Origin of the sequence: Streptomyces sp. NPDC057565 (assembly GCF_042801455.1) — a bacterium.
GTDB lineage: Bacteria > Actinomycetota > Actinomycetes > Streptomycetales > Streptomycetaceae > Streptomyces > Streptomyces yanii.
The window spans coordinates 469,547-492,668 of the sequence record NZ_JBHVFU010000002.1 but is presented as its reverse complement, the minus strand read 5'-3'; the positions used below and the strand labels follow the sequence as shown (position 1 = coordinate 492,668).

The 23,122-nt window shown below is 68.5% G+C and carries 19 protein-coding genes and 1 riboswitch; of the genes, 9 read left to right on the top strand and 10 right to left on the bottom strand.

Annotated features, from left to right (window positions below):
- Window positions 1-28 precede the first annotated feature (28 nt).
- The 4 genes from cydD to hisC form a co-directional block, all read right to left on the bottom strand.
- Complete coding sequence (cydD, locus tag ACFU8W_RS06255) at window positions 29-3,541, bottom strand: thiol reductant ABC exporter subunit CydD (protein WP_384032691.1); 3,513 nt, start codon at window positions 3,539-3,541, stop codon at window positions 29-31.
- A gap of 117 nt (window positions 3,542-3,658) precedes the next feature.
- Window positions 3,659-4,660 (bottom strand): cytochrome d ubiquinol oxidase subunit II, encoded by a 1,002-nt coding sequence (gene cydB, locus ACFU8W_RS06250; protein WP_384032689.1) that lies wholly within the window; start codon window positions 4,658-4,660, stop codon window positions 3,659-3,661.
- A gap of 18 nt (window positions 4,661-4,678) precedes the next feature.
- Window positions 4,679-6,190 carry a cytochrome ubiquinol oxidase subunit I gene (locus ACFU8W_RS06245; RefSeq protein ID WP_384032687.1) on the bottom strand — a complete coding sequence of 504 codons (1,512 nt, stop codon included), beginning with the start codon at window positions 6,188-6,190 and terminating at the stop codon, window positions 4,679-4,681.
- Window positions 6,191-6,426: 236 nt separating this feature from the next.
- Window positions 6,427-7,506: a histidinol-phosphate transaminase gene (gene hisC, locus ACFU8W_RS06240; RefSeq protein WP_384032685.1), complete on the bottom strand. Its 1,080-nt coding sequence runs from the start codon at window positions 7,504-7,506 to the stop codon at window positions 6,427-6,429.
- Window positions 7,507-7,874: 368 nt separating this feature from the next.
- Here hisC and ACFU8W_RS06235 point away from each other — a divergent pair, with 368 nt between their 5' ends.
- The 3 genes from ACFU8W_RS06235 to ACFU8W_RS06225 all read left to right on the top strand — a co-directional run bounded on the left by ACFU8W_RS06235 (window position 7,875) and on the right by ACFU8W_RS06225 (window position 11,223).
- Entirely contained in the window at window positions 7,875-8,987 is a 1,113-nt protein-coding gene (locus tag ACFU8W_RS06235; protein ID WP_384032683.1) for a LacI family DNA-binding transcriptional regulator, read from the top strand.
- 173 nt (window positions 8,988-9,160) lie between these two features.
- The gene (locus ACFU8W_RS06230) at window positions 9,161-10,216 is read left to right on the top strand and encodes a metallophosphoesterase (RefSeq protein WP_345512662.1); all 1,056 of its coding nucleotides are present in this window, start codon (window positions 9,161-9,163) and stop codon (window positions 10,214-10,216) included.
- Window positions 10,217-10,398: 182 nt separating this feature from the next.
- Window positions 10,399-11,223: a hypothetical protein gene (locus ACFU8W_RS06225; RefSeq protein WP_384032680.1), complete on the top strand. Its 825-nt coding sequence runs from the start codon at window positions 10,399-10,401 to the stop codon at window positions 11,221-11,223.
- Between the two features lie 308 nt (window positions 11,224-11,531).
- Here the strand turns inward: ACFU8W_RS06225 and thiC are convergent, their stop codons facing one another.
- The gene (gene thiC, locus ACFU8W_RS06220; protein WP_384032678.1) at window positions 11,532-13,322 is read right to left on the bottom strand and encodes a phosphomethylpyrimidine synthase ThiC; all 1,791 of its coding nucleotides are present in this window, start codon (window positions 13,320-13,322) and stop codon (window positions 11,532-11,534) included.
- A riboswitch (TPP riboswitch) is annotated at window positions 13,315-13,448 on the bottom strand. (Overlaps the previous gene by 8 nt.)
- Before the next feature lie 70 nt (window positions 13,449-13,518).
- Here thiC and ACFU8W_RS06215 point away from each other — a divergent pair.
- Window positions 13,519-14,856, top strand: coding sequence for a YibE/F family protein (locus ACFU8W_RS06215; protein WP_345512666.1), 1,338 nt, complete (start codon window positions 13,519-13,521; stop codon window positions 14,854-14,856).
- A gap of 80 nt (window positions 14,857-14,936) precedes the next feature.
- On the opposite strand, the gene ACFU8W_RS06210 is transcribed toward ACFU8W_RS06215, so the two are convergent.
- The 4 genes from ACFU8W_RS06210 to ACFU8W_RS06195 form a co-directional block, all read right to left on the bottom strand.
- Entirely contained in the window at window positions 14,937-15,374 is a 438-nt protein-coding gene (locus ACFU8W_RS06210; RefSeq protein WP_266983651.1) for an SsgA family sporulation/cell division regulator, read from the bottom strand.
- 101 nt (window positions 15,375-15,475) lie between these two features.
- Window positions 15,476-16,246 (bottom strand): IclR family transcriptional regulator, encoded by a 771-nt coding sequence (locus tag ACFU8W_RS06205; RefSeq protein WP_384032676.1) that lies wholly within the window; start codon window positions 16,244-16,246, stop codon window positions 15,476-15,478.
- Window positions 16,247-16,492: 246 nt separating this feature from the next.
- Window positions 16,493-16,705: a DUF5326 family protein gene (locus tag ACFU8W_RS06200; protein WP_345512737.1), complete on the bottom strand. Its 213-nt coding sequence runs from the start codon at window positions 16,703-16,705 to the stop codon at window positions 16,493-16,495.
- Window positions 16,706-16,832: 127 nt separating this feature from the next.
- Window positions 16,833-17,150 carry a cupin domain-containing protein gene (locus ACFU8W_RS06195; RefSeq protein WP_037702197.1) on the bottom strand — a complete coding sequence of 106 codons (318 nt, stop codon included), beginning with the start codon at window positions 17,148-17,150 and terminating at the stop codon, window positions 16,833-16,835.
- Window positions 17,151-17,218: 68 nt separating this feature from the next.
- Here ACFU8W_RS06195 and ACFU8W_RS06190 point away from each other — a divergent pair, with 68 nt between their 5' ends.
- The 4 genes from ACFU8W_RS06190 (at window position 17,219) to ACFU8W_RS06175 (ending at window position 20,411) form a co-directional block, all read left to right on the top strand.
- Window positions 17,219-17,596, top strand: a complete 378-nt coding sequence (locus ACFU8W_RS06190; RefSeq protein ID WP_345512669.1) for a phage holin family protein — start codon at window positions 17,219-17,221, stop codon at window positions 17,594-17,596.
- Window positions 17,597-17,635: 39 nt separating this feature from the next.
- Window positions 17,636-18,760, top strand: coding sequence for a cystathionine gamma-lyase (locus tag ACFU8W_RS06185; protein WP_345512670.1), 1,125 nt, complete (start codon window positions 17,636-17,638; stop codon window positions 18,758-18,760).
- A 221-nt stretch (window positions 18,761-18,981) separates the two neighbouring features.
- Window positions 18,982-19,878, top strand: a complete 897-nt coding sequence (locus tag ACFU8W_RS06180; RefSeq protein ID WP_384032673.1) for a LysR family transcriptional regulator — start codon at window positions 18,982-18,984, stop codon at window positions 19,876-19,878.
- 53 nt (window positions 19,879-19,931) lie between these two features.
- The gene (locus ACFU8W_RS06175; protein WP_037702185.1) at window positions 19,932-20,411 is read left to right on the top strand and encodes an NUDIX domain-containing protein; all 480 of its coding nucleotides are present in this window, start codon (window positions 19,932-19,934) and stop codon (window positions 20,409-20,411) included.
- A 44-nt stretch (window positions 20,412-20,455) separates the two neighbouring features.
- On the opposite strand, the gene ACFU8W_RS06170 is transcribed toward ACFU8W_RS06175, so the two are convergent.
- Window positions 20,456-21,790 (bottom strand): globin domain-containing protein, encoded by a 1,335-nt coding sequence (locus ACFU8W_RS06170; RefSeq protein ID WP_384032671.1) that lies wholly within the window; start codon window positions 21,788-21,790, stop codon window positions 20,456-20,458.
- Between the two features lie 243 nt (window positions 21,791-22,033).
- Between ACFU8W_RS06170 and ACFU8W_RS06165 the strand changes: the two genes are divergently transcribed.
- Window positions 22,034-22,924 (top strand): GNAT family N-acetyltransferase, encoded by an 891-nt coding sequence (locus ACFU8W_RS06165; RefSeq protein ID WP_384032669.1) that lies wholly within the window; start codon window positions 22,034-22,036, stop codon window positions 22,922-22,924.
- Window positions 22,925-23,122: the final 198 nt, after the last annotated feature.

Genomic DNA, 23,122 nt, shown 5'->3' with positions numbered 1-23,122 from the left:
CCTGCTCGACGGGCCCGCCCGGGTGCTCCTACGCCCGCCCTGCGGGAGCCGGGATCCGTACAGTCTCCTGTTCGCGCTCCAGCATCCGGCTCAACGGCCCCTCCACCGTCGCGAGATCGGTGTACGGACCGCGCTGCACGATCCTGCCCGCGTCCATCACGACGACCTCGTCGACCGCCTCGAGCCCCGCCAGCCGATGGGTGATCAGAACCGTTGTGCGGCCCCGGGTGGCGGTCAGCAGATCCGCCGTCAGGGCGTCCGCCGTCGCCAGGTCGAGATGCTCTGCGGGCTCGTCCAGGACGAGCACAGGGAAGTCGGCGAGGAGCGCCCGGGCGAGCGCGAGCCGCTGGCGCTGGCCGCCGGAGAGGCGGGCTCCGTGCTCGCCGACGAGCGTGTCGAGCCCGTCGGGCAGCGCCTGCACCCAGTCGAGCAGCCGTGCCTGCGCGAGGGCGGCCCGCAGCTCGTCGTCCGTCGCGCCGGTACGGGCCAGCCGCAGGTTCTCCCGGATGGAACTGTCGAAGACGTGGGCGTCCTGGGCGCACAGCCCGACGAACCGCCGGACAGTGTCGCCGTCCAGCGCAGAGGCCTCCACACCACCGATCCGGTACGTCCCCGACCGCGCGTCCAGGAAGCGGAGCAGGACCTGCGCGAGGGTGGTCTTCCCTGAGCCCGAAGGGCCGACGACGGCGATGCGCCGACCGGCGGTCAGAGTCAGGTCGACGGAGTTCAGGGCGTCCCGCGACGCTCCTGCGTACCGGGCCGCCAACCCGCTTACCTCCAGCGGGAAGGGAGAGGCGGGTGCATCGGCCGGGGCGGCGGGTTCGAGCACCGGTACCGGGGCGTCCAGCACCTCGTACACCCGCTCCGCACTCCGCTTGACCCGCTGCCGGTACTGCACGGCGAGCGGCAGGCCGGTCACGGCCTCGAACGCGGCGAGCGGAGTGAGTACCACCACCGCGAGCTCCACTCCCGCCAGCCGCCCGTCGAGGACGGCCGGCACGGAGACGAGTGCGGCAGCGACAACCGTCAGACCGCAGATCACTGCGGAGAGCCCGCCCCCGAGCGCGGTGGCCGTTGCCGCCCGGGCCGCGATCCGGGTCAGGACGCCGTCGGCTTCGCGGGTCCGCGCCGAACGCGCGGGCAGGGCACCCGCGACGGTCAGTTCGGCCGTCCCGCCGAGCAGATCGGTGATCCGGGTGGCCAGATCAGCTCGCGCGGGCGCCAGTTGACGTTCCGCACGGCGGGCGCAGGCGCCGGTCACCAGCGGCACCCCGACCCCGGCCAGCAGTAGCCCGACAGCGAGCACGAGGCCCGCCTGGGGCAGCAGCCAGCCGGTGAACCCGGCGGCCGCCACCCCCACGACCGCCGCGGTCCCGGCGGGCAGCAGCCACCGCAGCCAGTAGTCCTGCAGCGCGTCCACATCGGCGACGAGCCGGGACAGCAGGTCTCCGCGCCGGGTCCGGGCCAGCCCGGCCGGCGCGATGCGTTCCAGTCCGCGGTACACGGCGACGCGCAGCTCGGCGAGCATCTTGAGCACCGCGTCGTGCGAGACGAGACGCTCGGCGTAGCGGAAGACGGCGCGACCGAGCCCGAAAGCACGGGTCGCGGTCACGGCGACCATCAGATAGAGCACCGGAGGCTGTTCGGAGGCGCGGGAGATCAGCCAGCCGGAGACGGCCATGAGGCCGACAGCCGAGCCCAGGGCGAGGCTGCCCAGCAGGAGCGCAAGCGCCAGTTGTCCGCGGTGTTCCCCTGCGGCACCCCGGACCCGGGCGAGCACCTGGCCGGACCGTGCCGTGGTCTCCCGCAGCGCCTCGGGCTCCCGCATGCCGTTGGGTACGTCATCGGAGGCGCGCGCCGGTCCGTCCACCCCGACCGGCTCCGTGGCCGCCGTGCGTTCCGGTGCCACGCCCGGTTCCAGTGTCACCACCCGGTCGGCGACCGCGAGCAGCGCCGATCGGTGCACGACGAGCAGCACGGTCCGGCCCGCTGCCAGCCTCCGTACCGCGTCGACGATCCCCGCCTCCGTCTCGCCGTCCAGGCTCGCGGTCGGCTCGTCGAGCAACAGCAGCGGCCGGTCGGCGAGGAAAGCCCGGGCAAGCGCGAGCCGTTGCCGCTGGCCGGCGGAGAGTCCCGCGCCGTCCTCGCCGAGCAGTGTCTGCGCACCGTCGGGAAGGTCCGCCACGAAGTCGTACGCCCCCGCGTCCCGCAACGCCGCCGTCACCGCACCGTCGTCGGCGTCCGGCCGGGCGAGCCGTACATTCTCCGCGATCGTGCCCGCGAAGAGATGCGGGCGCTGCGGCACCCAGGCGATCCGCTCCCGCCAGCGCTCGGGCGCAAGTGCCGCCAGATCCGCGCCGCCGACCCGCACTCGCCCTTCGTCGGGCTCCGCGAACCCCAGCACCACATGGAGCAGGGTGGACTTCCCGACTCCGCTCGGGCCGACCAGGGCGACGGTCTCCCCCTCCTCGACCACCAGCGAAGCCCTGTCCAGCGACGGGGCGGTACGCCCCTCGTGCCGTACCGTCACCCCTTCCAGCTCCAGCCTCAGCGACTGCGGGACGTCCGCCGTACCGCCCGCCCGCACCTCGGTCTCCAGGACCGCAAAGATCTCCTCCGCGGCCGAGAGCCCCTCGGCGGCGGCGTGGTACTGCGCCCCGACCTGCCGGATCGGCAGGTATGCCTCGGGCGCGAGGATCAGCACCACCAGGCCGGTGTAGAGGTCCAGTTCGCCGTGCACGAGCCGCATGCCGATGGTGACGGCGACCAGCGCCACCGACAGGGTGGCGAGAAGTTCCAGGGCGAAGGAGGAGAGGAACGCGATCCGCAGAGTCCGCAGGGTGGCCCGGCGGTACTGCGACGTGATGGTGCGGATGGACTCTGCCTGGGCCTTGGCCCGGCCGAAGACCTTCAGCGTCGGCAGTCCGGCGACCACGTCGAGGAAGTGTCCGGAGAGCCGGGAGAGCAGCCGCCACTGGCGGTCCATCCGGGACTGGGTGGCCCAGCCGATCAGGATCATGAAGAGCGGGATGAGCGGCAGCGTGATGACGATGATCGCGGCCGAGACCCAATCCTCGGTGACGATCCTGGCAAGGACCGCCACGGGCACGACGACCGCGAGCCCGAGCTGTGGCAGATAGCGCGCGAAGTAGTCGTCCAGCGCGTCGACACCGCGGGTGGCAAGCGCCACCAGAGAGCCGGTGCGCTGCCCGCTCAGCCAGTCCGGTCCGAGCGCCGCGGCGCGGTCGAGCAACCGGCCGCGGAGCTCGGACTTGACCGCCGCGCTGGCCCGGTAGGCGGCGAGCTCGGTCAGCCAGGAGACCAGCCCCCGGCCGAGCGCGACAGCCGCCAGCAGCACCAGCGGGGTCCACAGCTCGGTAACGGTCAGCCCGTCCTCGAACCCGCCCACCACCACTTCGGCGATGAGCATGGCCTGGGCGATGACCAGCGCCGCCCCGACCACTCCGAGTGCTACCACGGCCGCCAGGAAGAGGCGGGTGGCACGGGCGTAGTGGAGAAGGCGCGGGTCGATCGGTTTCACGTGAAACATCCCCAATGAGCTCGGGCGGTGGACCAGGCGGGACGTATCGGACCGTCCCCAGGACGTGTCCGGCGGATCGGGCTCGGCCGCGAGCCGCCGGAACACGTCCCCGGCGCGTCAGTGCGCTTCAGCGATGTGCTGTGTACCGATCCGCTTGCGGAACACCCAGTACGTCCAGCCCTGGTAGATCATCACCACGGGAGTAGCGATCCCCGCGCACCAGGTCATGATCTTCAGCGTGTACGGGGTGGACGAGGCGTTGGTGACCGTGAGGCTCCAGGCGTCGTTCAGCGAGGACGGCATGACGTTCGGGAAGAGTGCCAGGAAGAGCATCGCGACCGCGGCCGTGATGGTCAGACCGGAGAGCGCGAACGACCAGCCCTCGCGCCCCGCCGCGACGGCACCGATCGCTCCGACCAGCGCCACCACGGCGATGATCATCGCGAGCAGGCTCCAGCCGTCTCCGTGGTCGACCTGGGTCCAGATCAGGAAGCCGAGGGAGAGCACCGCGGTGACCAGTCCCAGCTTGAGTGCCAGCCTCCGCGCCCGTTCCCGGATGTCCCCGACAGTCTTGAGCCCCGCGAACACCGCACCGTGGAAGGTGAAGAGGAAGAGCGTGACCAGTCCGCCGAGGATCGCGTACGGGTTGAGCAGGTCCCCGAAGTTGCCCACGTACTCCATGTCGGCGTTGATCTTCACGCCCCGGACAATGTTCCCGAAGGCCACACCCCAGAGCAGGGCGGGGATCAGCGAGGTCCAGAAAATCGCGTTCTCCCAGTTGGTCTGCCACCGCTCCTCGGGCCGCTTCGCCCGGTACTCGAAGGCGACGCCGCGCACGATCAGGCAGAGCAGGATGATCAGCAACGGCAGGTAGAACCCGGAGAACAGCGTGGCGTACCACTCGGGGAAGGCGGCGAACGTCGCGCCGCCCGCGCTGAGCAGCCACACCTCGTTGCCGTCCCAGACGGGCCCGATCGTGTTGATCAGGACCCGCCGTTCCTTGCGGTCACGGGCCAGCAGCTTGGTAAGGACACCTATCCCGAAGTCGAATCCCTCCAGGAAGAAGTAGCCGATCCAGAGGACGGCGATGAGCACGAACCAGACGTTGTGAAGTTCCATCTCTCAGCTCCTCTGCTCTCAGTAGGAGAAGGCCATCGGCCGGTCGGCGTCGTCGTGGTCGTCGCCGCCGATCTTGGTGGGCGGGTTGAGGTCGGACTCCGTGAGTTCCGGCGGTCCGGCCTTGATGTACTTCACAAGCAGCTTGACCTCGATCACGGCGAGCACCGCGTAGAGCAGGGTGAAGAGAATCATCGAGGTGAGTACCTCGCCCTGCGAGACGCCGGGGGAGACTGCGTTGCGCGTCTGCAGCACCCCGTAGACGACCCAGGGCTGGCGACCCATCTCGGTGAAGATCCAGCCCCAGGAGTTGGCGATCAGCGGGAAGAGGAGCGTCCACAGGGCGACGATCCAGTAGAGCCTGGTCAGCTTCGGGCTGAGCGCCTTGTTCTTGAAGAGGACCAGGCGCGGCACTTCGTCCTCACCGGTCCGCAGCCCCGGCGGCAGCATGAACTTCTTCCGCGTCAGCCACAGTCCGAGCAGGCCGAGGGCGAAGGACGCCATACCGAAGCCGATCATCCAGCGGAAGCTCCAGAAAGCGACTGGAATGTTGGGCCGGTAGTCGCCGGGGCCGAACCGTTCCTGCTCGGCCTTGTTGATGTCGTTGATGCCGGGGACGTACGAATTGAAGTTGTCGTCCGCGAGGAAGGACAGCACCCCCGGGATCGAGATCTCCACGGTGTTGTGCCCCTTGGCCACGTCTCCGACCGCGAAGATCGAGAAGGGGGCCGAGTGCTGGCCCTCCCACAGCGCCTCGGCCGCAGCCATCTTCATCGGCTGCTGCTTGAACATGACCTTGCCGAGCATGTCACCGCTGACAGCGGTGAGCAGACCGGCGATCACGACGGTGACCAGTCCGAGCCGGAGCGAGGTGCGCATCACCGGGATGTGCTTCTTGCGCGCCAGGTGGAAGGCGGCGATGCCGACCATGAACGCGCCGCCGACCAGGAAGGCCGCCGTGATGGTGTGGAAGAACTGGGCGAGAGCGGTGTTCTGGGTGAGCACATGCCAGAAGTCGGTGAGCTCGGCCCGGCCGCGTTCCTTGTTGATCCGGTAGCCGACCGGGTGCTGCATCCAGGAGTTGGCCGCGAGGATGAAGTACGCGGAGAGGATGGTTCCGATCGAGACCATCCAGATGCAGGCGAGGTGGATCTTCTTCGGCAGCTTGTCCCAGCCGAAGATCCACAGCCCGATGAAGGTGGACTCGAAGAAGAAGGCGATCAGCGCCTCGAAGGCGAGCGGAGCGCCGAAGATGTCGCCTACGAATCGTGAGTAGTCGGACCAGTTCATGCCGAACTGGAACTCCTGGACGATGCCGGTGACGACGCCCATGGCGATGTTGATCAGGAAGAGCTTGCCCCAGAACTTGGTCGCCCTGAGGTACTTCTGATTGTTCGTCCTCACCCAGGCGGTCTGCAGGCCGGCGGTGAGCGCGGCGAGCGAGATCGTCAGAGGGACGAAAAGGAAGTGGTAGACGGTGGTGATACCGAATTGCCATCGCGCGAGGGTCTCGGGCGCCAGAGCCAGCTCCACGTCGTCTCTCCTTACGTCGCCGTAGCCGCAGCGGCAGTTCGCCCTGTCAATCCGACTGATCACTGGAGAAACAGGACACGCTTGTGAACGCGTTCACATTCACAAGCATTATGACGCACAGGCCTTCGGGATGTTCGAGGGGGGGTCCCTATCGGGACGCTCCACGCGAAGGCCCCGCACCTCGAGAAACGAGAGGTACGGGGCCTTCCGGTACACCCGGAGCCGGACGCGCCGCGCTACAGCTCCTTGCGGTACGCCTCCGCCACCCTCAGGAACACGTCGTTCGCCTCGTCCTCACCGATCGAGACCCGCACACCCTCGCCTGCGAACGGCCTGACCACGACACCGGCCCGCTCGCAGAACCTGGCGAAGTCGACCGTACGGTCGCCCAGCCGCAGCCAGACGAAATTGGCCTGGGACTCCGGAACGGTCCAGCCCTGGTCCACGAGAGCCTTGTGCACCCGGACGCGCTCGCAGACCAGGGAGCCGACCCGGCCGAGAAGTTCGTCCTCGGCGCGCAGCGAGGCAACCGCCGCGTCCTGTGCCAGCTGGCTGACCCCGAACGGCACCGCCGTCTTGCGCAGCGCCGCCGCCACCGGCTCGTGGGCCACCGCGAACCCGACCCGCAGACCGGCCAGACCGTAGGCCTTGGAGAACGTCCGCAACACCGCCACATTGGGCCGGTCCCGGTAGATCTCGATGCCGTCCGGCACGTCGACGTCGCGGATGAACTCCTTGTACGCCTCGTCCAGCACCACGAGCACATCGCCCGGCACCCGGTCCAGGAACCGCTCCAGCTCGGCCCTGTGCACCACGGTCCCGGTCGGATTGTTCGGGTTGCAGACGAAGATCATCCGGGTGCGGTCCGTGATCGCGTCCGCCATCGCGTCGAGGTCGTGCACCTCGCCGTCGGTGAGCGGAACCTTCACCGAGGTCGCTCCGCTGACCTGGGTGATGATCGGGTACGCCTCGAAGGAGCGCCAGGCGTAGATGACCTCGTCGCCCGGGCCCGAGGTGGCCTGGAGCAGTTGCTGCGCCACCCCGACGGAACCGGTGCCGGTGGCGAGATGCGAGACGGGCACGCCGAACCGGTCGGCCAGTTCGTTCATCAGACCGGTGCACGCCATGTCCGGGTAGCGGTTGAAGTTCGCGGCCGCGGCCAGGGCGGACTCCATCACCCCGGGCAGCGGCGGATACGGGTTCTCGTTGGAGGACAGCTTGAATGCGACCGGTCCGCCGGCCGCCGCCGGCCTGCCCGGCACATAGGCAGGGACGCCGTCCAGCTCGGCGCGCAGCTTGGGGCTCGTCTCGCTCACCGCAGGTCCTCCTCGACCGTCGCACACATCAATACTGCTCACCTTATGAGGATTGCGCGCCGCTGCGAATGGCAGAGCAGCGGAATCGTCCGGTGGGCCCGGGTATGGGGGAGCATTCCTCGTTCTGGCACGCGCCGGTGGCTCACTCCGTGGCGCGCATCCCCCGAAGTGGTGAGTTGAGACCTCTTCGAAACATCGACCATTTAGCAGGCCCTTCCTCCTCAGCTCATGACACACTACGGTTCCCTCCGCCAACACCCTTGTTTTGCAAGGCATTTGTGGCCACATGACCATGCAGAAACGTGCCTGTCGATGGGTGAATATGCGGCCGGGCCAACCGTCCACGCGAGCCCTACTATCGGCTCGCCATGACAGCAGCAGGGAAGCACCAGGTGAGCCGGACGGAGACCCCCCGGCGCGGCGGCCGGCAGGGACGAGCGGGAATCCGGGATGTGGCCGCCGCCGCCGGGGTCTCCATCACGACCGTCTCCGACGCGCTCAACGGCAAGGGCAGGCTCCCGGACGCCACCCGCCGCCATGTCCGCGAAGTCGCCGAGCGTCTGGGCTACCGCCCGTCCGCCGCGGCCCGAACCCTCCGTACCGGCAAGTCCGGCCTCATTGGCCTGACCGTGACGACGTACGGGGATGAACCTTTCACCTTCACCGAATTCGCCTACTTCGCCGAGATGGCCAGGGCGGCCACCTCAGCCGCTCTCGCCCGCGGCTACGCCCTCGTCATTCTCCCCGCCACCTCACGCCATGACGTCTGGTCGAACGTCGCCCTCGACGGCACTGTCGTCATCGACCCCTCCGACCAGGACCCGGTCGTCACCGAGCTCGTCCGGCAGGGGCTGCCCGTCGTCTCGGACGGCCGCCCGGCCGGGACCCTCCCGGTCACCGCCTGGGTCGACAACGACCACCGGGCCGCCGTGCTCGACCTCCTCGACCATCTCGCCGCCGCTGGGGCCCGCCGCATCGGCCTCCTCACCGGCACCACCACCGACACGTACACCCGCCTCTCCACCACCGCGTACCTCCACTGGTGCGAGCGCGTGGGCCAGGACCCGGTGTACGAGTCCTACCCCGCCCACGACCCGTGCGCGGGAGCGGTCGCCGCCGACCGTCTGCTCGCCCGCCCGGACCGGCCCGACGCCGTCTACGGGCTCTTCGATCCCAATGGCACCGATCTGCTGGCGGCCGCCCGCCGGTACGGCCTGCGCGTCCCCGAGGACCTGCTGCTCGTCTGCTGCAGCGAGTCCACCGTGTACGCGACGACCGAGCCGCCCATCACCACGCTCTCGCTCAAACCGCGCCGGATCGGTACGGCGGTCGTCCAGCTCCTCATCGACGCCATCGAAGGCGTCGACCAGGACGGCCCGGTGGAACAGGTCATACCGACAGAGCTCATCGTGCGGACGTCCTCGCAACGCCGTCCGCCCCGCACCACGGTCAGCGCCCCGCGGGCCCCTTCAAGGGATTGATCAGCACAATTGAGACAAATCAACTGGTGAACCTCGCGTGCGCCCGGATTCACCACCCCTGGTGCGTCACACAGCACGATCCGCATTCCTATGATGGGCGCACGACACCGCGGACCACCCCGACCAGCAGGGCCCGTCAGGTGTACGGCGGCGCGACGGTGGTGGAGGGGTCGATGACACAGGGGGCCGGTCAGGAACCCGTGGTGCGGACGGCGACGTTGCGTGACTTCCGCGTGCCGCCCTATGCGCAGACTCCGGTGCCACCCACGGCGCCGCATCCGGGCAGTGCGGTTCCGGCGGACGAGCCGGAGGGCTACACCCCCACCGCGCGCGATCTTCCCGTGATCAACCTCGGTGACACCGTCCAGGTGCAGACCGTCCCCGACCCTCGGCCCGCCCAGGACCCGGGGCTCGGACCGCTGTACGTCGTCGGCGACGTCCACGGCTATCTGGACGAGCTCCACGCCGCCCTGGTCGAACAGGGGCTCATCGACGCGGAGGGCCAGTGGGCCGCGGGCAACGCCCGGCTCTGGTTCCTCGGCGACTTCACCGACCGCGGTCCGGACGGCGTCGGCGTCATCGAACTCGTCATGCGCCTGTCCGCCGAGGCCGCGGCCGCGGGCGGCTACTGCAAAGCTCTGATGGGCAACCACGAACTGCTGCTCATCGGTGCCAAGCGGTTCGGCGACACACCGGTGAACTCCGGAGCCGGCACCGCCACGTTCCAGGCCGCCTGGCTGCTCAACGGCGGCCAGAAGAACGACATGGAGCGGCTCCAGGACCACCACCTCCAGTGGATGTCCCGGCTCGACGCGGTCGTCGAGGAGGACGGGCATCTGCTGATGCACTCCGACACGACGGCGTACCTCGACTACGGCTCCACCATCGAGGACGTCAATGACACCGTGCACGCCATTCTCACGCGTAACGACGCAGACGAGTGCTGGGACCTCTTCCGCAAGCTCACCAAGCGGTTCGCCTTCCGCGACGAGTCGGGTCCGCAGGCGGTCCAGGAGCTGATGGCGGCCTATGGCGGACAGCGCATCGTCCATGGTCACAGCCCCATTCCGTATCTCCTCGGCGAGGTCGGCTCGGAGGATGGCGAGGACAGCTCCGGACCCGTGGTGGAGGGCCCGCACGTGTACGCGGACGGGCTGGCGATCGCCATGGACGGCGGCGTGACCATGGCCGGAAAGCTACTGGTCGTCAAGCTGCCGTTGCATGACTGACGGTCTTCGGGGAAGACGCATCCACGACCTGACCACGCCGAACACTGGGCCTATTTACGGAAACCCCCTGTCACCCCGTGCCGTGGGCGCTCTACCATCGGCGTATCAGTAGCAGGCTCTCCTCCGTTTCCGCCCAACTGCCCGGCCAAAGCGGGTAGTCAGGCCCAACGGAGCATCGGGGGATGCACATGAACAGCGCTCCGCACCTGCTGGCCGAGGACCGACCCGAGTACGAGCGGATCCTCGGCGATGCGCTGCGTCACGCTCACGAACGACCGGATCTCGCCGGAGTCGGCGAACGGCTCAACGCGGAACAGCTGCGCACCATGGCACTGAACGCCACGGCGCTGATCACCACGGCGGCGGCCACCGAGTACGACCACTATGTGAAGGCCCGCGAAGAGCTGCGCGGACCGGCAGCCGACTCCGCCCAGGGCTCTGGCCTCGGCTCCGACGTGGACGATCCGGACCGGCCGGGCGCCGGGATAGGGGCGGTCGTCACGGTCCTGGCGCCGATGCTCGCGGGCACCGCCGCACTGATCTTCCTGCTGGTCGGCTACCTGCTGAAGATGCTCAGCCGACCCCCCTTGTTCGCCGACACCATGGTCGCCGCCGGGTGGTTCTTCGCGGCGGTCACTGCGGCCGCGATACTGGCCGCCGCCGTCGGACTGCTCATCACGGCGCTGCGCAACGGATCGACCGCGCTGCCCGCCGAGGACGCCGAGGACGAGCTGCCGGAGGAGGTGGCGCGCGCCAGGGAGGCCTGGCGTCATGCGCTGCTGGAGCGCGGCATCCTGCCGTTCCTGCGCGACGCACTCGCCGATCCCACCGCACGTGCCGCATCGCGCGCACCGCAACCGTCGGCCAACCGAATCCCGAAGATCGGCTACAGCAGACCGGACTTCACGGGGCCGGACGAGGGGCCGGCGGCAGGCCCCCGCCCGTCGTTCACCAGCCCGGACTTCACCAGCCCGGACTTCGGCGGCCCGGAACACGAACCGGACTGACCGGGCGCCGCGACCCGGTCCTGCCTCGTGAGTGGTGGTGGATCACCAGCCGTGTGGCTCCCCGTTCTCGCCGTCCGTGCTGAATCCATACGCCTCGCCGTCCCCGAGCAGCCGGGACATCGTCATCCGTACCCAGGGCCATCTCCCAGGACATGACAGGAGCGTCACTCACCCCTGCGCCTCCCCTTCCGGCCCGGCACACGCGGGAAACGTAACGGCTACCAGCGACAGTCGGCGGGTGGCCGGTGGAGCGGCCCGCGGCTCCCCCGGTGGTTTCCGGGGGCCGCGGGCCGTTCCGGTACGGCCACTCAGTCGGTGAGCGGGAGGTACACCCGGTTACCGGCGGCCGCGAACTCCGCCGACTTCTTCATCATGCCCTCGGCGATCTCGGCCTCGGTCGCCGCGGGCTCGTCGCCGCCGAACTGCTCCGAGATGCTTCGGCTGATCTTCATCGAGCAGAACTTCGGGCCGCACATCGAACAGAAGTGGGCCGTCTTCGCCGGCTCGGCCGGCAGCGTCTCGTCGTGGAACTCCCGCGCCGTGTCCGGGTCGAGTGCCAGGTTGAACTGGTCCTCCCAGCGGAACTCGAACCGCGCGTCCGACAGTGCGTCGTCCCAGTCCTGCGCCCCCGGGTGCCCCTTGGCGAGGTCCGCGGCGTGGGCCGCGATCTTGTAGGTGATGACGCCTGTCTTCACGTCGTCCCGGTTGGGCAGGCCCAGGTGCTCCTTGGGCGTGACGTAACAGAGCATCGCCGTCCCCCACCAGGCGATCATCGCCGCGCCGATGCCCGAGGTGATGTGGTCGTACGCCGGGGCGATATCGGTGGTCAGCGGGCCGAGCGTGTAGAACGGCGCCTCCTCGCAGATCTCCTGCTGGAGGTCGATGTTCTCCTTGATCTTGTGCATCGGGACATGGCCCGGACCCTCGATCATGGTCTGGACGCCGAACCGCTTGGCGACCGAGTTGAGCTCGCCCAGCGTGCGCAGTTCCGCGAACTGTGCCTCGTCGTTGGCATCGGCGATCGAACCGGGGCGCAGTCCGTCACCCAGCGAGTACGTCACGTCGTACGTCGCGAGGATCTCGCAGAGCTCCTCGAAGTTCTCGTACAGGAACGATTCCTTGTGGTGCGCCAGGCACCACGCGGCCATGATCGACCCGCCGCGGGAGACGATCCCGGTCTTGCGCCGGGCGGTGAGCGGGACATACGGCAGCCGCACGCCGGCGTGGACCGTCATGTAGTCGACGCCCTGCTCGGCCTGCTCGATCACGGTGTCCTTGTAGATCTCCCAGGTCAGCTCCTCCGCCCTGCCGTCGACCTTTTCGAGGGCCTGGTAGAGGGGCACGGTGCCGATGGGCACGGGGGAGTTGCGGAGCACCCACTCACGGGTGGTGTGAATATTGCGGCCGGTGGAGAGGTCCATGACCGTGTCGGCGCCCCATCGCGTCGCCCAGGTCATCTTCTCGACCTCCTCCTCGATGGAGGAAGTGACCGCGGAGTTGCCGATGTTGGCGTTGACCTTCACCAGGAACCGCTTGCCGATGATCATCGGCTCGATCTCCGGGTGGTTGACGTTGGCCGGCAGGACCGCCCGGCCGGCCGCGATCTCCTCGCGTACGACCTCGGGTTCGACGTTCTCCCGGATCGCCACGTACTCCATCTCCGGGGTGATCTCTCCCCGGCGGGCATACGCGAGCTGGGTGACGGGCTGCCCGTCGCGGCTGCGGCGCGGCTGACGCGGACGGCCGGGAAAGACGGCGTCGAGGTTACGCAGTCCGCCGCGCGGCGAGGTGTGCTTGAGCCCGTCGTCCTCGGGGCGGACGGGGCGGCCCGCGTACTCCTCGGTGTCGCCACGGGCAATGATCCAGTTCTCCCGCAGGGGTGCGAGACCGCGCCGTACGTCGGTTTCGGTGGCGGGATCCGTGTACGGCCCCGACGTGTCGTACAGCATCACGTCCTTGCCGTTGGTGAGGTGCACCTTTCGCACCGGCACCTGGAGGTCCGGGCGCGGGCCCTGGACGTATCCCTTGTGCCAGCCGATGGACTTTCCGGCCTCGTCGCTCTGGTTCGAGGCAGGCGTGCGTGCGTCCGATGTGGTCATGAGACCTACTCCCTACGCCGGCATTACCCGGTAACAGGTTCGGCGGTCGGCGCAGCCTGTCCCGTACGGATGTACGGATATCAGCGCCCTCTCAGCCCGGTGCTCCGAGCTCCCGCGTGTGCAAAGGTGCCACCACGCTAGCGCCTGTTCCGGCGTGCTGGACAGAGGGCCTGTTCCTTCTTGCGATGATCGCCCGGTGACATCCCTCCAGAGCGCCCCCGAAACGCAGGACCATCAGCACGGGCATTCGCACAGCCACGGCCCCGCTGCACCGGTCTCCAAACATCTGCGCAAGGTCATCGCGGCCGTGCTGATCCCCTTCGCCACGGCGGTCGTTGTCGGCCTGATGGTCCTCTGGCCGGGCGGTGCACCCGCGCACGAGCGCACCGGTGTCGGTTTCGACCGGCAGACCCAGCAGGGCAAGGTGGTGAGCGTCGACAAGGTCGACTGCAAGGACGTGAACGCCGCGCAGACACCGGTCACGGGCGGCACCACGACGCCATCGGGGGGCGCGGGCGCCGGCCAGGAACCAGGGCTGTGCGAGAAGGCCACGGTCGAGGTGACGACCGGGCACGACAAGGGGCGCACGTTCGTCGAAATCGTTCAGCCCGACGCCCCCCGGCAGTTGCGCGAGGGTCAGGGGGTGGTCGTGGCGTACGCCCCGGACGCGCCCCATGACCTGCAGTACTCCGTGACGGATGTGAACCGGAAGTTCCCGATGGCACTGCTGGCCGGGATCTTCGCTCTCGCAGTGGTCGTCGTCGGCAGAATGCGCGGGTTGATGGCGCTGGTCGCGCTCGCCGTGTCGTTCGCCGTACTGACCCTGTTCATCCTCCCCGCCATCCTTCAAGGGTCGAATCCGCTGCTCGTCGCAGTCATCGGGGCCAGCGCGATCATGCTCATCGCGCTCTACATGTGCCACGGTCTGACCGCCCGTACCTCGGTCGCCGTCATCGGCACGCTGATCTCACTGCTGCTCATCGGGCTGCTCGGTTCGCTCTTCATCGGCTGGGCGAGCCTGACCGGGAACACCGACGACAACACCGGTCTGATCCACGGCCTCTACCCGCACATCGACATGAGCGGCCTGCTGCTGGCCGGCGTCATCATCGGTTCGCTCGGTGTGCTCGACGACGTGACGGTCACCCAGACGTCGGCGGTCTGGGAGCTGCACCAGGCGGACCCGGCCATGGGTGCGCGAAAGCTGTACCGGGCAGGGATCAGGATCGGTCGCGACCACATCGCCTCGGTGGTCAATACGCTGGTACTCGCCTACGCGGGCGCCGCGCTTCCCCTCCTGCTCCTGTTCTCGATCGCGCAGAGCAGCGTGGGGGCGGTGGCCAACAGCGAACTGGTGGCGGAGGAGATCGTCCGGACGCTGGTCGGCTCGATCGGACTGGTCGCCTCGGTGCCGGTGACGACGGTGCTCGCGGCACTGGTCGTCTCCGCGGACCGCACAGGGCTCGGCGCGGAAGCAGGAGCTTCGGCACCCGTACGGGGCGGGAGGGGCCGGCGTCGCAGGGCGAGGCATTGAGCACCTCGACGCGGAGCACATATCACCCGTTCGGCAGATACGGCGTTCGATCGGCCGGTGGGCCGTGCGCGCAGTCCTCCTCAGCCGGCGTTCTGTTCCTTGGCCAGGATCCGGCCGAGCGCCTCTTCCAGGCTGCCCTCGAAGTCACTCAGCGTGCACTCCTGCCCGAGGGGCACGAGCTTGTCCGTGCGGTCGAGAAACGCGACGAGTGGCGCTGTACCGGCCCTGAACAGGGCGCGATCCGTCCCGACCTGCAGCCGGATGTGGACGTCGGAGAGCCCCTCGGGCTCCGTGGGACTGATGTGCACATCGCCGTCGCCGCTGGGGCTGTTGAGGCCGTCCAGCAGCAGCTCGCGGCCGAAAGCCCAGGTGACAGGGGCGTCGCCGGGCAGGTGGAAGGTCATCCGGATCGCATACGGATCGCCCACCTCGTACCGGAGTTCCACCGGGATACGGAATGAGAGCTCCTCCGAAACGAGAAAACTCATCATGACCTCAGCTTGAACCGACTCGCGCATCGTCCAACCCCGCAGTAGATGAATCTGGCCAGGAACGATCCCCCTTGGCCCTATTGACGCCATCGTGGTGCACGCGATAGCAGATCACAAGGAGTGATTTTTCAGATACTGATAGAGAACACGAACGAACGCAAGAGGCTCGCCACTTCACTTCGTAGTCGTTCGACTGCGGGGAGCAATCGATCTTCTTGGTCGACAGGCATGGAAATCGCCATGGCGGCTGCAGTGAATCCGGCCGTGATCGGGATGGCCGCGCAGACCGTCCCCAGGGCGTACTCCTGTCGTTCGATGACAGGTTCCATTCGCTCCAGCAACCTCAAACGCTCAAGAAGCGCCGGTCGGTCCCGCAACGAGTAGCGGGTGAGCGGCTGCACGGGGTGACGGTCCAGATGGTCCTCACGGGCCTTCTCGTCGAGCCGGCTGAGCAGACACTGACCGAGCGCATGAGCATGCCCGGTCTCCCGGAACGAGGCCCACTCGTCCACCGTGGGTGCCGCGGGGGCGTCGGCGACCGCAATGAGTTCGATCTCACCCTCGCGGTAGACGGCGCAGTAGACCGGCGCACCGATGATGTCGCGCCAGCGAGCCAGCGACTGGGTCATTCTGCTGCGACGATTCTGCAGACAGCCGTCGTCGACGAGCCGCTCTGCCGCAGTACCGAAGAGGAAGACGCCGTTCTCGCGGCGCAGATAGCCCTCATGAGTGAGGGTGCGCAGCAGGTGATAGGCGGTAGGAAGAGGAAGTCCTGCTTCCCGTGCGAGCTGCTTCGCGGGCGCCCCGTCCCGATGGGCGCCCACAGCCTCCAACAGCCTCAACGCCCGCTGAACCGAACCGATCAACGTCGGAACAGCGGTGCTCGATGCCGTGGTCAAAAGTCACCCCCAGGCATGGCGACGGGCGGTCGGCCCGTCCGTGGGGGCCGCCCCCACGGTCCTACCGCAAACCTGAGGTCCGGAGGCCGGACGTACGCGCAATCCACTGGTCACAGTGGTGACGGACAGTTAATTCCCAGGTGGCGGCAGCGGACAGCCACTGTATCGGCCGTGTAAGCAGGGGGCGTCTTTTCGTTCTGCGCTTAGCCCAGCTGGGCTAATTGCCCGACTGGTGACCGTCCGCCCCTACCAGTCGCCGCGCGAGGACGAGGAGGACATGAACTTCCGTACGACGAAAACGAGGCCACCGACCAGGATGACGAAGACCAGGACCTTGAAGAGCAGACCGATCACGAACCCGATCACGCTGGCGATCAGACCGCCGAACACCACGATCGCGATGACGGGCACCGCGACCCACTTCACCCACCAGGGCATCCCCGCGAATATCTCCCGCACAGCCATCGTCCCTACCTCATTCCTGTGAGTACCTGACTCGATGCTAGAGGCGCGGGGGTCGCCGACGGGGGCTCCGGAGCCCTTGATCTCCCCTGACCGAACCCCGAGGAATCCCTGAGAGACGGTCTCAGCTCTCGGGCGGAGAGAAGACCACCATGACCCGGAGATCCTCGGTGATGTGGTGAAACTTGTGGGCCACCCCGGCCGGTACGTACACCACGCTTCCCCTGCCCACCTGCGTGGTCTCCATGCCCACGGTGATCGAGGCACGACCGCTGACGATGAAGTAGACCTCGTCCTGCTGGTGCGGCTGCTGCGGGTCGAGTTCGCCGGCATCCAGCGCGTACAGGCCGACGGACATGTTCCGCTCCCGCAGGAACTGCAGATACGCGCCGTCGTTGGCGGCACGTTCCGCCTCCAGTTCGTCCAGCCTGAATGCCTTCATGGCCCGTCCGCTCCTTGCCTCTGTTCAGCCGGTGTCCGCCACCGATCATGTCTGCCACGATCAGACACATGAAGAATTTTGTAGTCAAGACGATCGCCAACGCGGGTGCGCTGGCCGTGGCCATCTGGCTGCTGGACGACATCACGCTGTCGGGCGGCAGCACCGGTCGCAAGGTGCTCACCCTGATCCTGGTCGCCCTGCTCTTCGGCCTGGTGAACTTCGTGGTCAAGCCGATCGTGAAGGTGCTCACCCTGCCGCTGTTCATCCTCACGCTGGGGCTGATCACCCTCGTGGTGAATGCGCTGATGCTGATGCTGACCTCCTGGCTGGCGGGCCAGTTCCATCTCAGCTTCCACGTCGACGGCTTCTGGACCGCCGTGCTCGGCGGCCTCATCATCTCGATCGTGTCCTGGGCACTGAACGTGGTCCTGCCCGACGAGGACTGATCCGACACCGCACATACCAGAGAGAACAGAGAGAACAGCATGAGCACCATGGGCGACGGCACCCGGGCGGTACGGGCAGGCCTTCCCGAACCGGAGCAGTACGAACCCACCCTGCCCGGTCCGGTCTTCGCCGCACACTTCCACCTCTCCGGCGAGCCGACCGGTCCGTACACCTACGGACGGGACACCAACCCGACCTGGACCCATCTGGAACGAGCCATCGGCGAGCTCGAAGCGCCGGGAGAGGCCGTCGAGACCACGGTGTTCGCCTCCGGAATGGCCGCGATATCAGCGGTGCTGCTGTCGCAGGCACGTACCGGCGACACAGTCGTCCTGCCCGATGACGGCTATCAGGCGCTGCCTCTGGTGCGTGAGCAGCTGGAGGCGTACGGGATCGAGGTGCGGACCGCGCCGACCGGGGGCGACGGACAGCTTGCGGTCCTGGAAGGGGCCCGGCTGCTGTGGATCGAGACGCCGTCCAATCCGGGACTCGATGTCTGCGACCTGCGGCGGGTCATCGACGCCGCGCACGCGGGCGGCACTCTGGTGGCCGTCGACAACACGCTCGCCACCCCGCTCGGCCAGCGCCCTCTGGAACTGGGCGCCGACTTCTCCGTGGCCAGTGACACCAAGGGCATGACCGGGCACGGCGACATCCTGCTCGGCCATGTGACCTGCCGGGATCCGGGGCTGGCTGCGGGTGTACGGCGTTGGCGCAAGGTCGTCGGGGCGATCCCCGGCCCGATGGAAGCCTGGCTCGCGCACCGTTCGCTGGCCACGCTGGAGCTGCGCATCGACCGGCAGTGCGCGACCGCGCTGGTTCTCGCCGAGGCGCTGGGCAAACGGCAGGAGGTGACAGGGTTGCGGTACCCCGGGCTGCCCACCGACCCCTCGTACCCGGTCGCCGTGCGGCAGATGCGGCGCTTCGGCTCCGTGGTGTCGTTCGTGCTGCCCGACCGCGAGATCGCGGAGCGCTTCCTTGCCGGGTTGCGGCTGGTAGACGACGCCACCAGCTTCGGCGGCGTGCGCTCCACCGCCGAACGGCGGGCGCGCTGGGGCGGCGACGCCGTACCGGAGGGCTTCATCCGGTTCTCGGTCGGGGCCGAGGACGCGGACGACCTGATCGCCGACGTGGAGCGGGCCCTGGACGAGGCGATGGGCTAGACGCCAGGTCAGGACACCAGGGCAGAGGAGAACCCAGCGGTACGGACGGTCCGAGCCTCCCCCCTCGTGGCTCGGACCGTCCCGGTTCCGCACGCGAAGAACCGCCTGGACAAGGCTAATTGACTCTGCGTCAGTGTCCAATCACAGTAGCGACAGCGACCTATCGACATATTTATGATTGTTCGGGTCGGACGCGTCGAAAAGGCGGGAGGGAACCGGACATGGACCTGGCCCTGCTGCGCACATTCGTCACGGTGCACCGGGCCGGTTCCTTCACCCGGGCCGCCGCGCTGCTCGGTCTCTCCCAGCCCGCGGTCACCTCGCAGATACGCACGCTGGAACGGCAGCTGGGCCGCCCGCTCTTCCTGCGCAGGGCCCGCGGCGTCACCCCGACCACCATGGGCGACGAGCTCGCGCACCGGGCGGCTCCCCATCTGGACGCACTGGTCGAGATCGCCGAGACGGGGCTCGACGAGGAGTCGGTCGTACGGACGCTGCATCTGGCCGGCCCGCCGGAATTCACCTCGCTGCGGGCCCTGCCCGCGCTCACCCCGCTCCTCTCCCAAGGCCTCGCCCTGCGCAGCACCTTCCTCGCCAATTGCGAGGAGGCGCTGGAGGGCCTCGCCGCCGGTCATCATGATCTGGCCATTGCGACGGGCCGGCCGCGCGGTGGTCTGCTCACCGCGACTCCGCTCTGCGACGAAGAGCATGTGCTGGTCGCCGCCCCGCACTGGGCGGCACGCCTCGGTCCCGGAGCGCTGCGGCACAAGGGTCCCGTGGTGCTTCAGCAGCTGCCGGTGGTGGAGGTGCATGAGAGCCTTCCGCTCGTCTCCCGCTACTGGGCCGCCGTCTTCGACGGCCGGCCGACCGCAGCGGGCACCGTCATCGCGCCGGATCTTCGCGCGGTCCTGGAGTGCACTGCGGCGGGCGCCGGACTCGCTGTACTGCCGCGCTATCTGTGCGAGGGCGCACTGGAGCGCGGCGAGGTGGTGGCCCTCCTGGACCCGCCCGTGCCACCGCTGCGCACCTACTTCCTGGCCGCACGGACCGGCACGCTCGCACTGCCGCATATCGCGCGGGCCCACGAGTGGCTGGTGCGTGCTGCCGTCGATTGGTGACCCGACGGCAGGGCGGGTGTTTCAGAAAGGGTTCTGTGGGCCACTCTCTTGCCATGACCGAACGTCCTGTGGTCAAGCGCACCGCACGCGCCATCCTGCTCGACGGCAACGACCTCATCCTCATCAAGCGCACCAAGCCGGGGGTGGATCCGTACTGGCTCACGCCGGGCGGCGGGGTCGAGCCCGAGGACGCAACCGTCGTCGACGCACTCCACCGCGAGGTGGACGAAGAGCTCGGCGCCAAGATCACCGATGTGGTCCCCTGCTTCGTCGACACCGTGGAACACATCGAGGGCGGTGGGGTGAAGGGTGTCAAGGTCCAGCACTTCTTCGTCTGCCGGCTGGACTCGATGGACCTGTCCCGGCGGCACGGTCCCGAGATCGACGATCCGTGCGGTGAGTACGACGTCGTACGGGTGCCGTTCAGCCGGATCGGGATCGCCGCCGTCCATCTCGTGCCGCTGTCGCTGCGGCATTACCTGGACGGCAACATCGAGGGCGTCCGGGCGATGCACGCGCCGGACCTGGGCTGATCCCGAGCTCGGAAGACCCGCGCCGATGGGATGGGCCGTCGTGGTCAGCCCGGGCTCAGGGGCGCCAGTTCCTCGACGGAGTCATGCCGGATGCGCTCGGACGGCATACCGATCCCTCTGAGAACGTCCACGACGCTGCGGATCATGCCCGGTGGCCCCGAGAGATAGGCGTCGTACTCGGGCCACGGACCGCCCTCGCGCACCGCGTCGGGCAGCAGGCCTTTCAGCCCGCTCCCCGTATCGCGGGAGACCACAGGCCGCACGGCGAGCCAGGGAAAGGTCTTCTGGAGCCGCAGCATCGTGTCGATGTCGTACAGGTCGCGGTCGCTGCGTGCGCCGTAGAAGACCTGCACGGGGCGCCGGTCGCCGTGCTCGGCGACATCCTCGACGAGCGCCTTGATGGGCGCGATGCCCGTGCCGCCGCCCAGGCAGAGCAGACCGTTGTGGGTGGTGTGGTCGATGATCATGGAGCCGGTGGGTGGGCCGAGACGCACCACGTCGCCGGGGCGGGCCCGGCGCACCAGAGCATTGGAGACCCAGCCCGCCGGAACCGCCTTGACATGGAAGGTGAGCAGACCGTCGGGCCGAGGGGCCGAGGCGAAGGAGTAGTGCCGCCAGATCCGTGGCCACCACGGGGTTTCCATGGCGGCGTACTGGCCTGCGAGAAAGGGATACGCCTGATCGGGACGGACGGTGAGGACCGCCGTGTCGGGCGTTCTCAGGTCGTGGGAGACAACCTCCGCCAGCCACCGGGCGGGAGCCCGTTCCGCGTCCTCGGCAGCCGCGTCGATCATGATCTGCGAAATCGCCGTGTAGGCACGGATCCAGGCCGCTTCGGTCTCCCCGTTCCATGTGGTGGCGTAGCGGCTCAATGCGCCGAGGAGAGCCTCGCCGAATGCGGGATAGTGCGCGGGCAGTGCGCCGTATTTACGGTGCCCGCGGGCCAGTCCGCCGAGGTACTCGACCAGCGCCTCGGGGTCGTCCATCCGGTCGGCAGCCGTGAGGATCGCCCGGAGGAGACGGTCGCGCCGGGTGTCCATCGCGACCGGAAACATGGCCCGCAGATCGGGGCGGCGCACGAAGAGCAGGGCGTAGAAGTACAAGGTGGCCTGGTTCGCGACAGGAATGATCTCCGCCAGGGTGCGATGGATCAGGGTCGCATCGGGAGATCTCGGTGTTCCATCAACGGTCGACATGGTGGTCGGAGCGTCCATATGTGTGCCTCGCCTCGAGCAGCTTCTGGTCGCATGAGCGTGCCGACACCGCACGCAGCGCCTGCGGTCCCTCGCCCCAGCATGCACGCGACATCTACAGGTCGGACAAATAGCGGGAAGTCCGGGTATCCGAACCAGTTCTCCCGTTACGCTCTTTTGCCCCATGGCCAGGCAGGGAAGCCGGAGACAGTGCGGGCAACATGTATCAGCGCCGAACCGCCTCTGACCGTCGCTCAGCTGCGCGTTTCACGTGAAACTGCGCACGCGTGGAGCTCGCTGACGGGCCCCCACCGCGGACTCGGCTCTCTGGCCGCGCGGGCATCATCGACACGGTCGGCGCATATGAGTCTCGACCGGATCCGGTAAAGCGGTGGACGAGCGATCACTGCGTCGGACAGCCTGGCCCTCATGCCCAGCCCACTGCCCCACCCGCACGCCGATACGCCCATCCGGCGCCTCACCCGGGGAGACTTGGTCCCCTGCGCCAATCTCTGCGAGGACCGCGGCTGGCCGCGTGACGAGCATCGCTGGGCCCTGCTCCTCTCCGCAGGGTCGGGCTACGGCATCGATGATCCCGAGGGCAAAGGCCTGATGGCCTCCTGTGTGATGACCTCATACGGCCAGGGACTCGCCGCCATCGGCATGCTCCTCGTCGCCGAGCGGTACGCGCGCCAGGGGATCGCCCGACGCCTGATGCACCAGGTGATCGAAACGGCGGGGGAGACGTCACTCAGCCTGTACGCGACGCCGGCCGGGCAGCCGCTGTACGAAGAGCTCGGTTTCGAAGCGGTGGGCCGGGCCGCGCGGATCAGTGGTCGTTTCCGGCCGACCGGCGCGTCGGGCGACAGCGCTTTCGCAGCGTCCGGCGTGACCGTCCGCCCGGCGGCGGCCGAGGATCTGCGTGCCATGCTCCGTCTGGACACAGATGTGTTCGGTGCGGACCGGACACATCTCCTTGCCCGGCTGCCGGCCTTCGCAGATCACCTCCGGGTCGCGGAGGACGAGGGCGGGCTTGTCGGCTACGCGGCGCTGTGGCCGAGCGACGGTGTCCATGTGGTCGGTCCGCTGATCGCCCGGAACACCGTCACGGCGATGGCGCTTGTCGACTCCCTCGCGCAGGCGACGGACCGTCCCCTGCGCGCGGACATCGACGCACGTCATGAAGAACTGTTGAACCGGCTCAAGGAGTGCGGTCTGCAGCCGGCCGGCTCCGGAACCACAGTGATGGCCTACCGGTCCCCGGACCTGCCGGGCGACTGGACCCGTCGCTTCGCACCGCTGACCGTGGCGACGGGCTGACGCGGACCGGGCTGAGCGGCGCCGGGCCGGAAATGCCTGTCACCGGCCCGTTGTCCGAACTCCCGGCGGACGCGGTCGCAGACGCCCTCCGGAACGTGTCGTAGCTCCGGCCCATGTGGAGCAGATCGAGATCGACTGTGGCCGACCAGGGTTCGCCCTTTTCGTACCACGTGGCCCGGCACTCGATGAAGCCGTAGA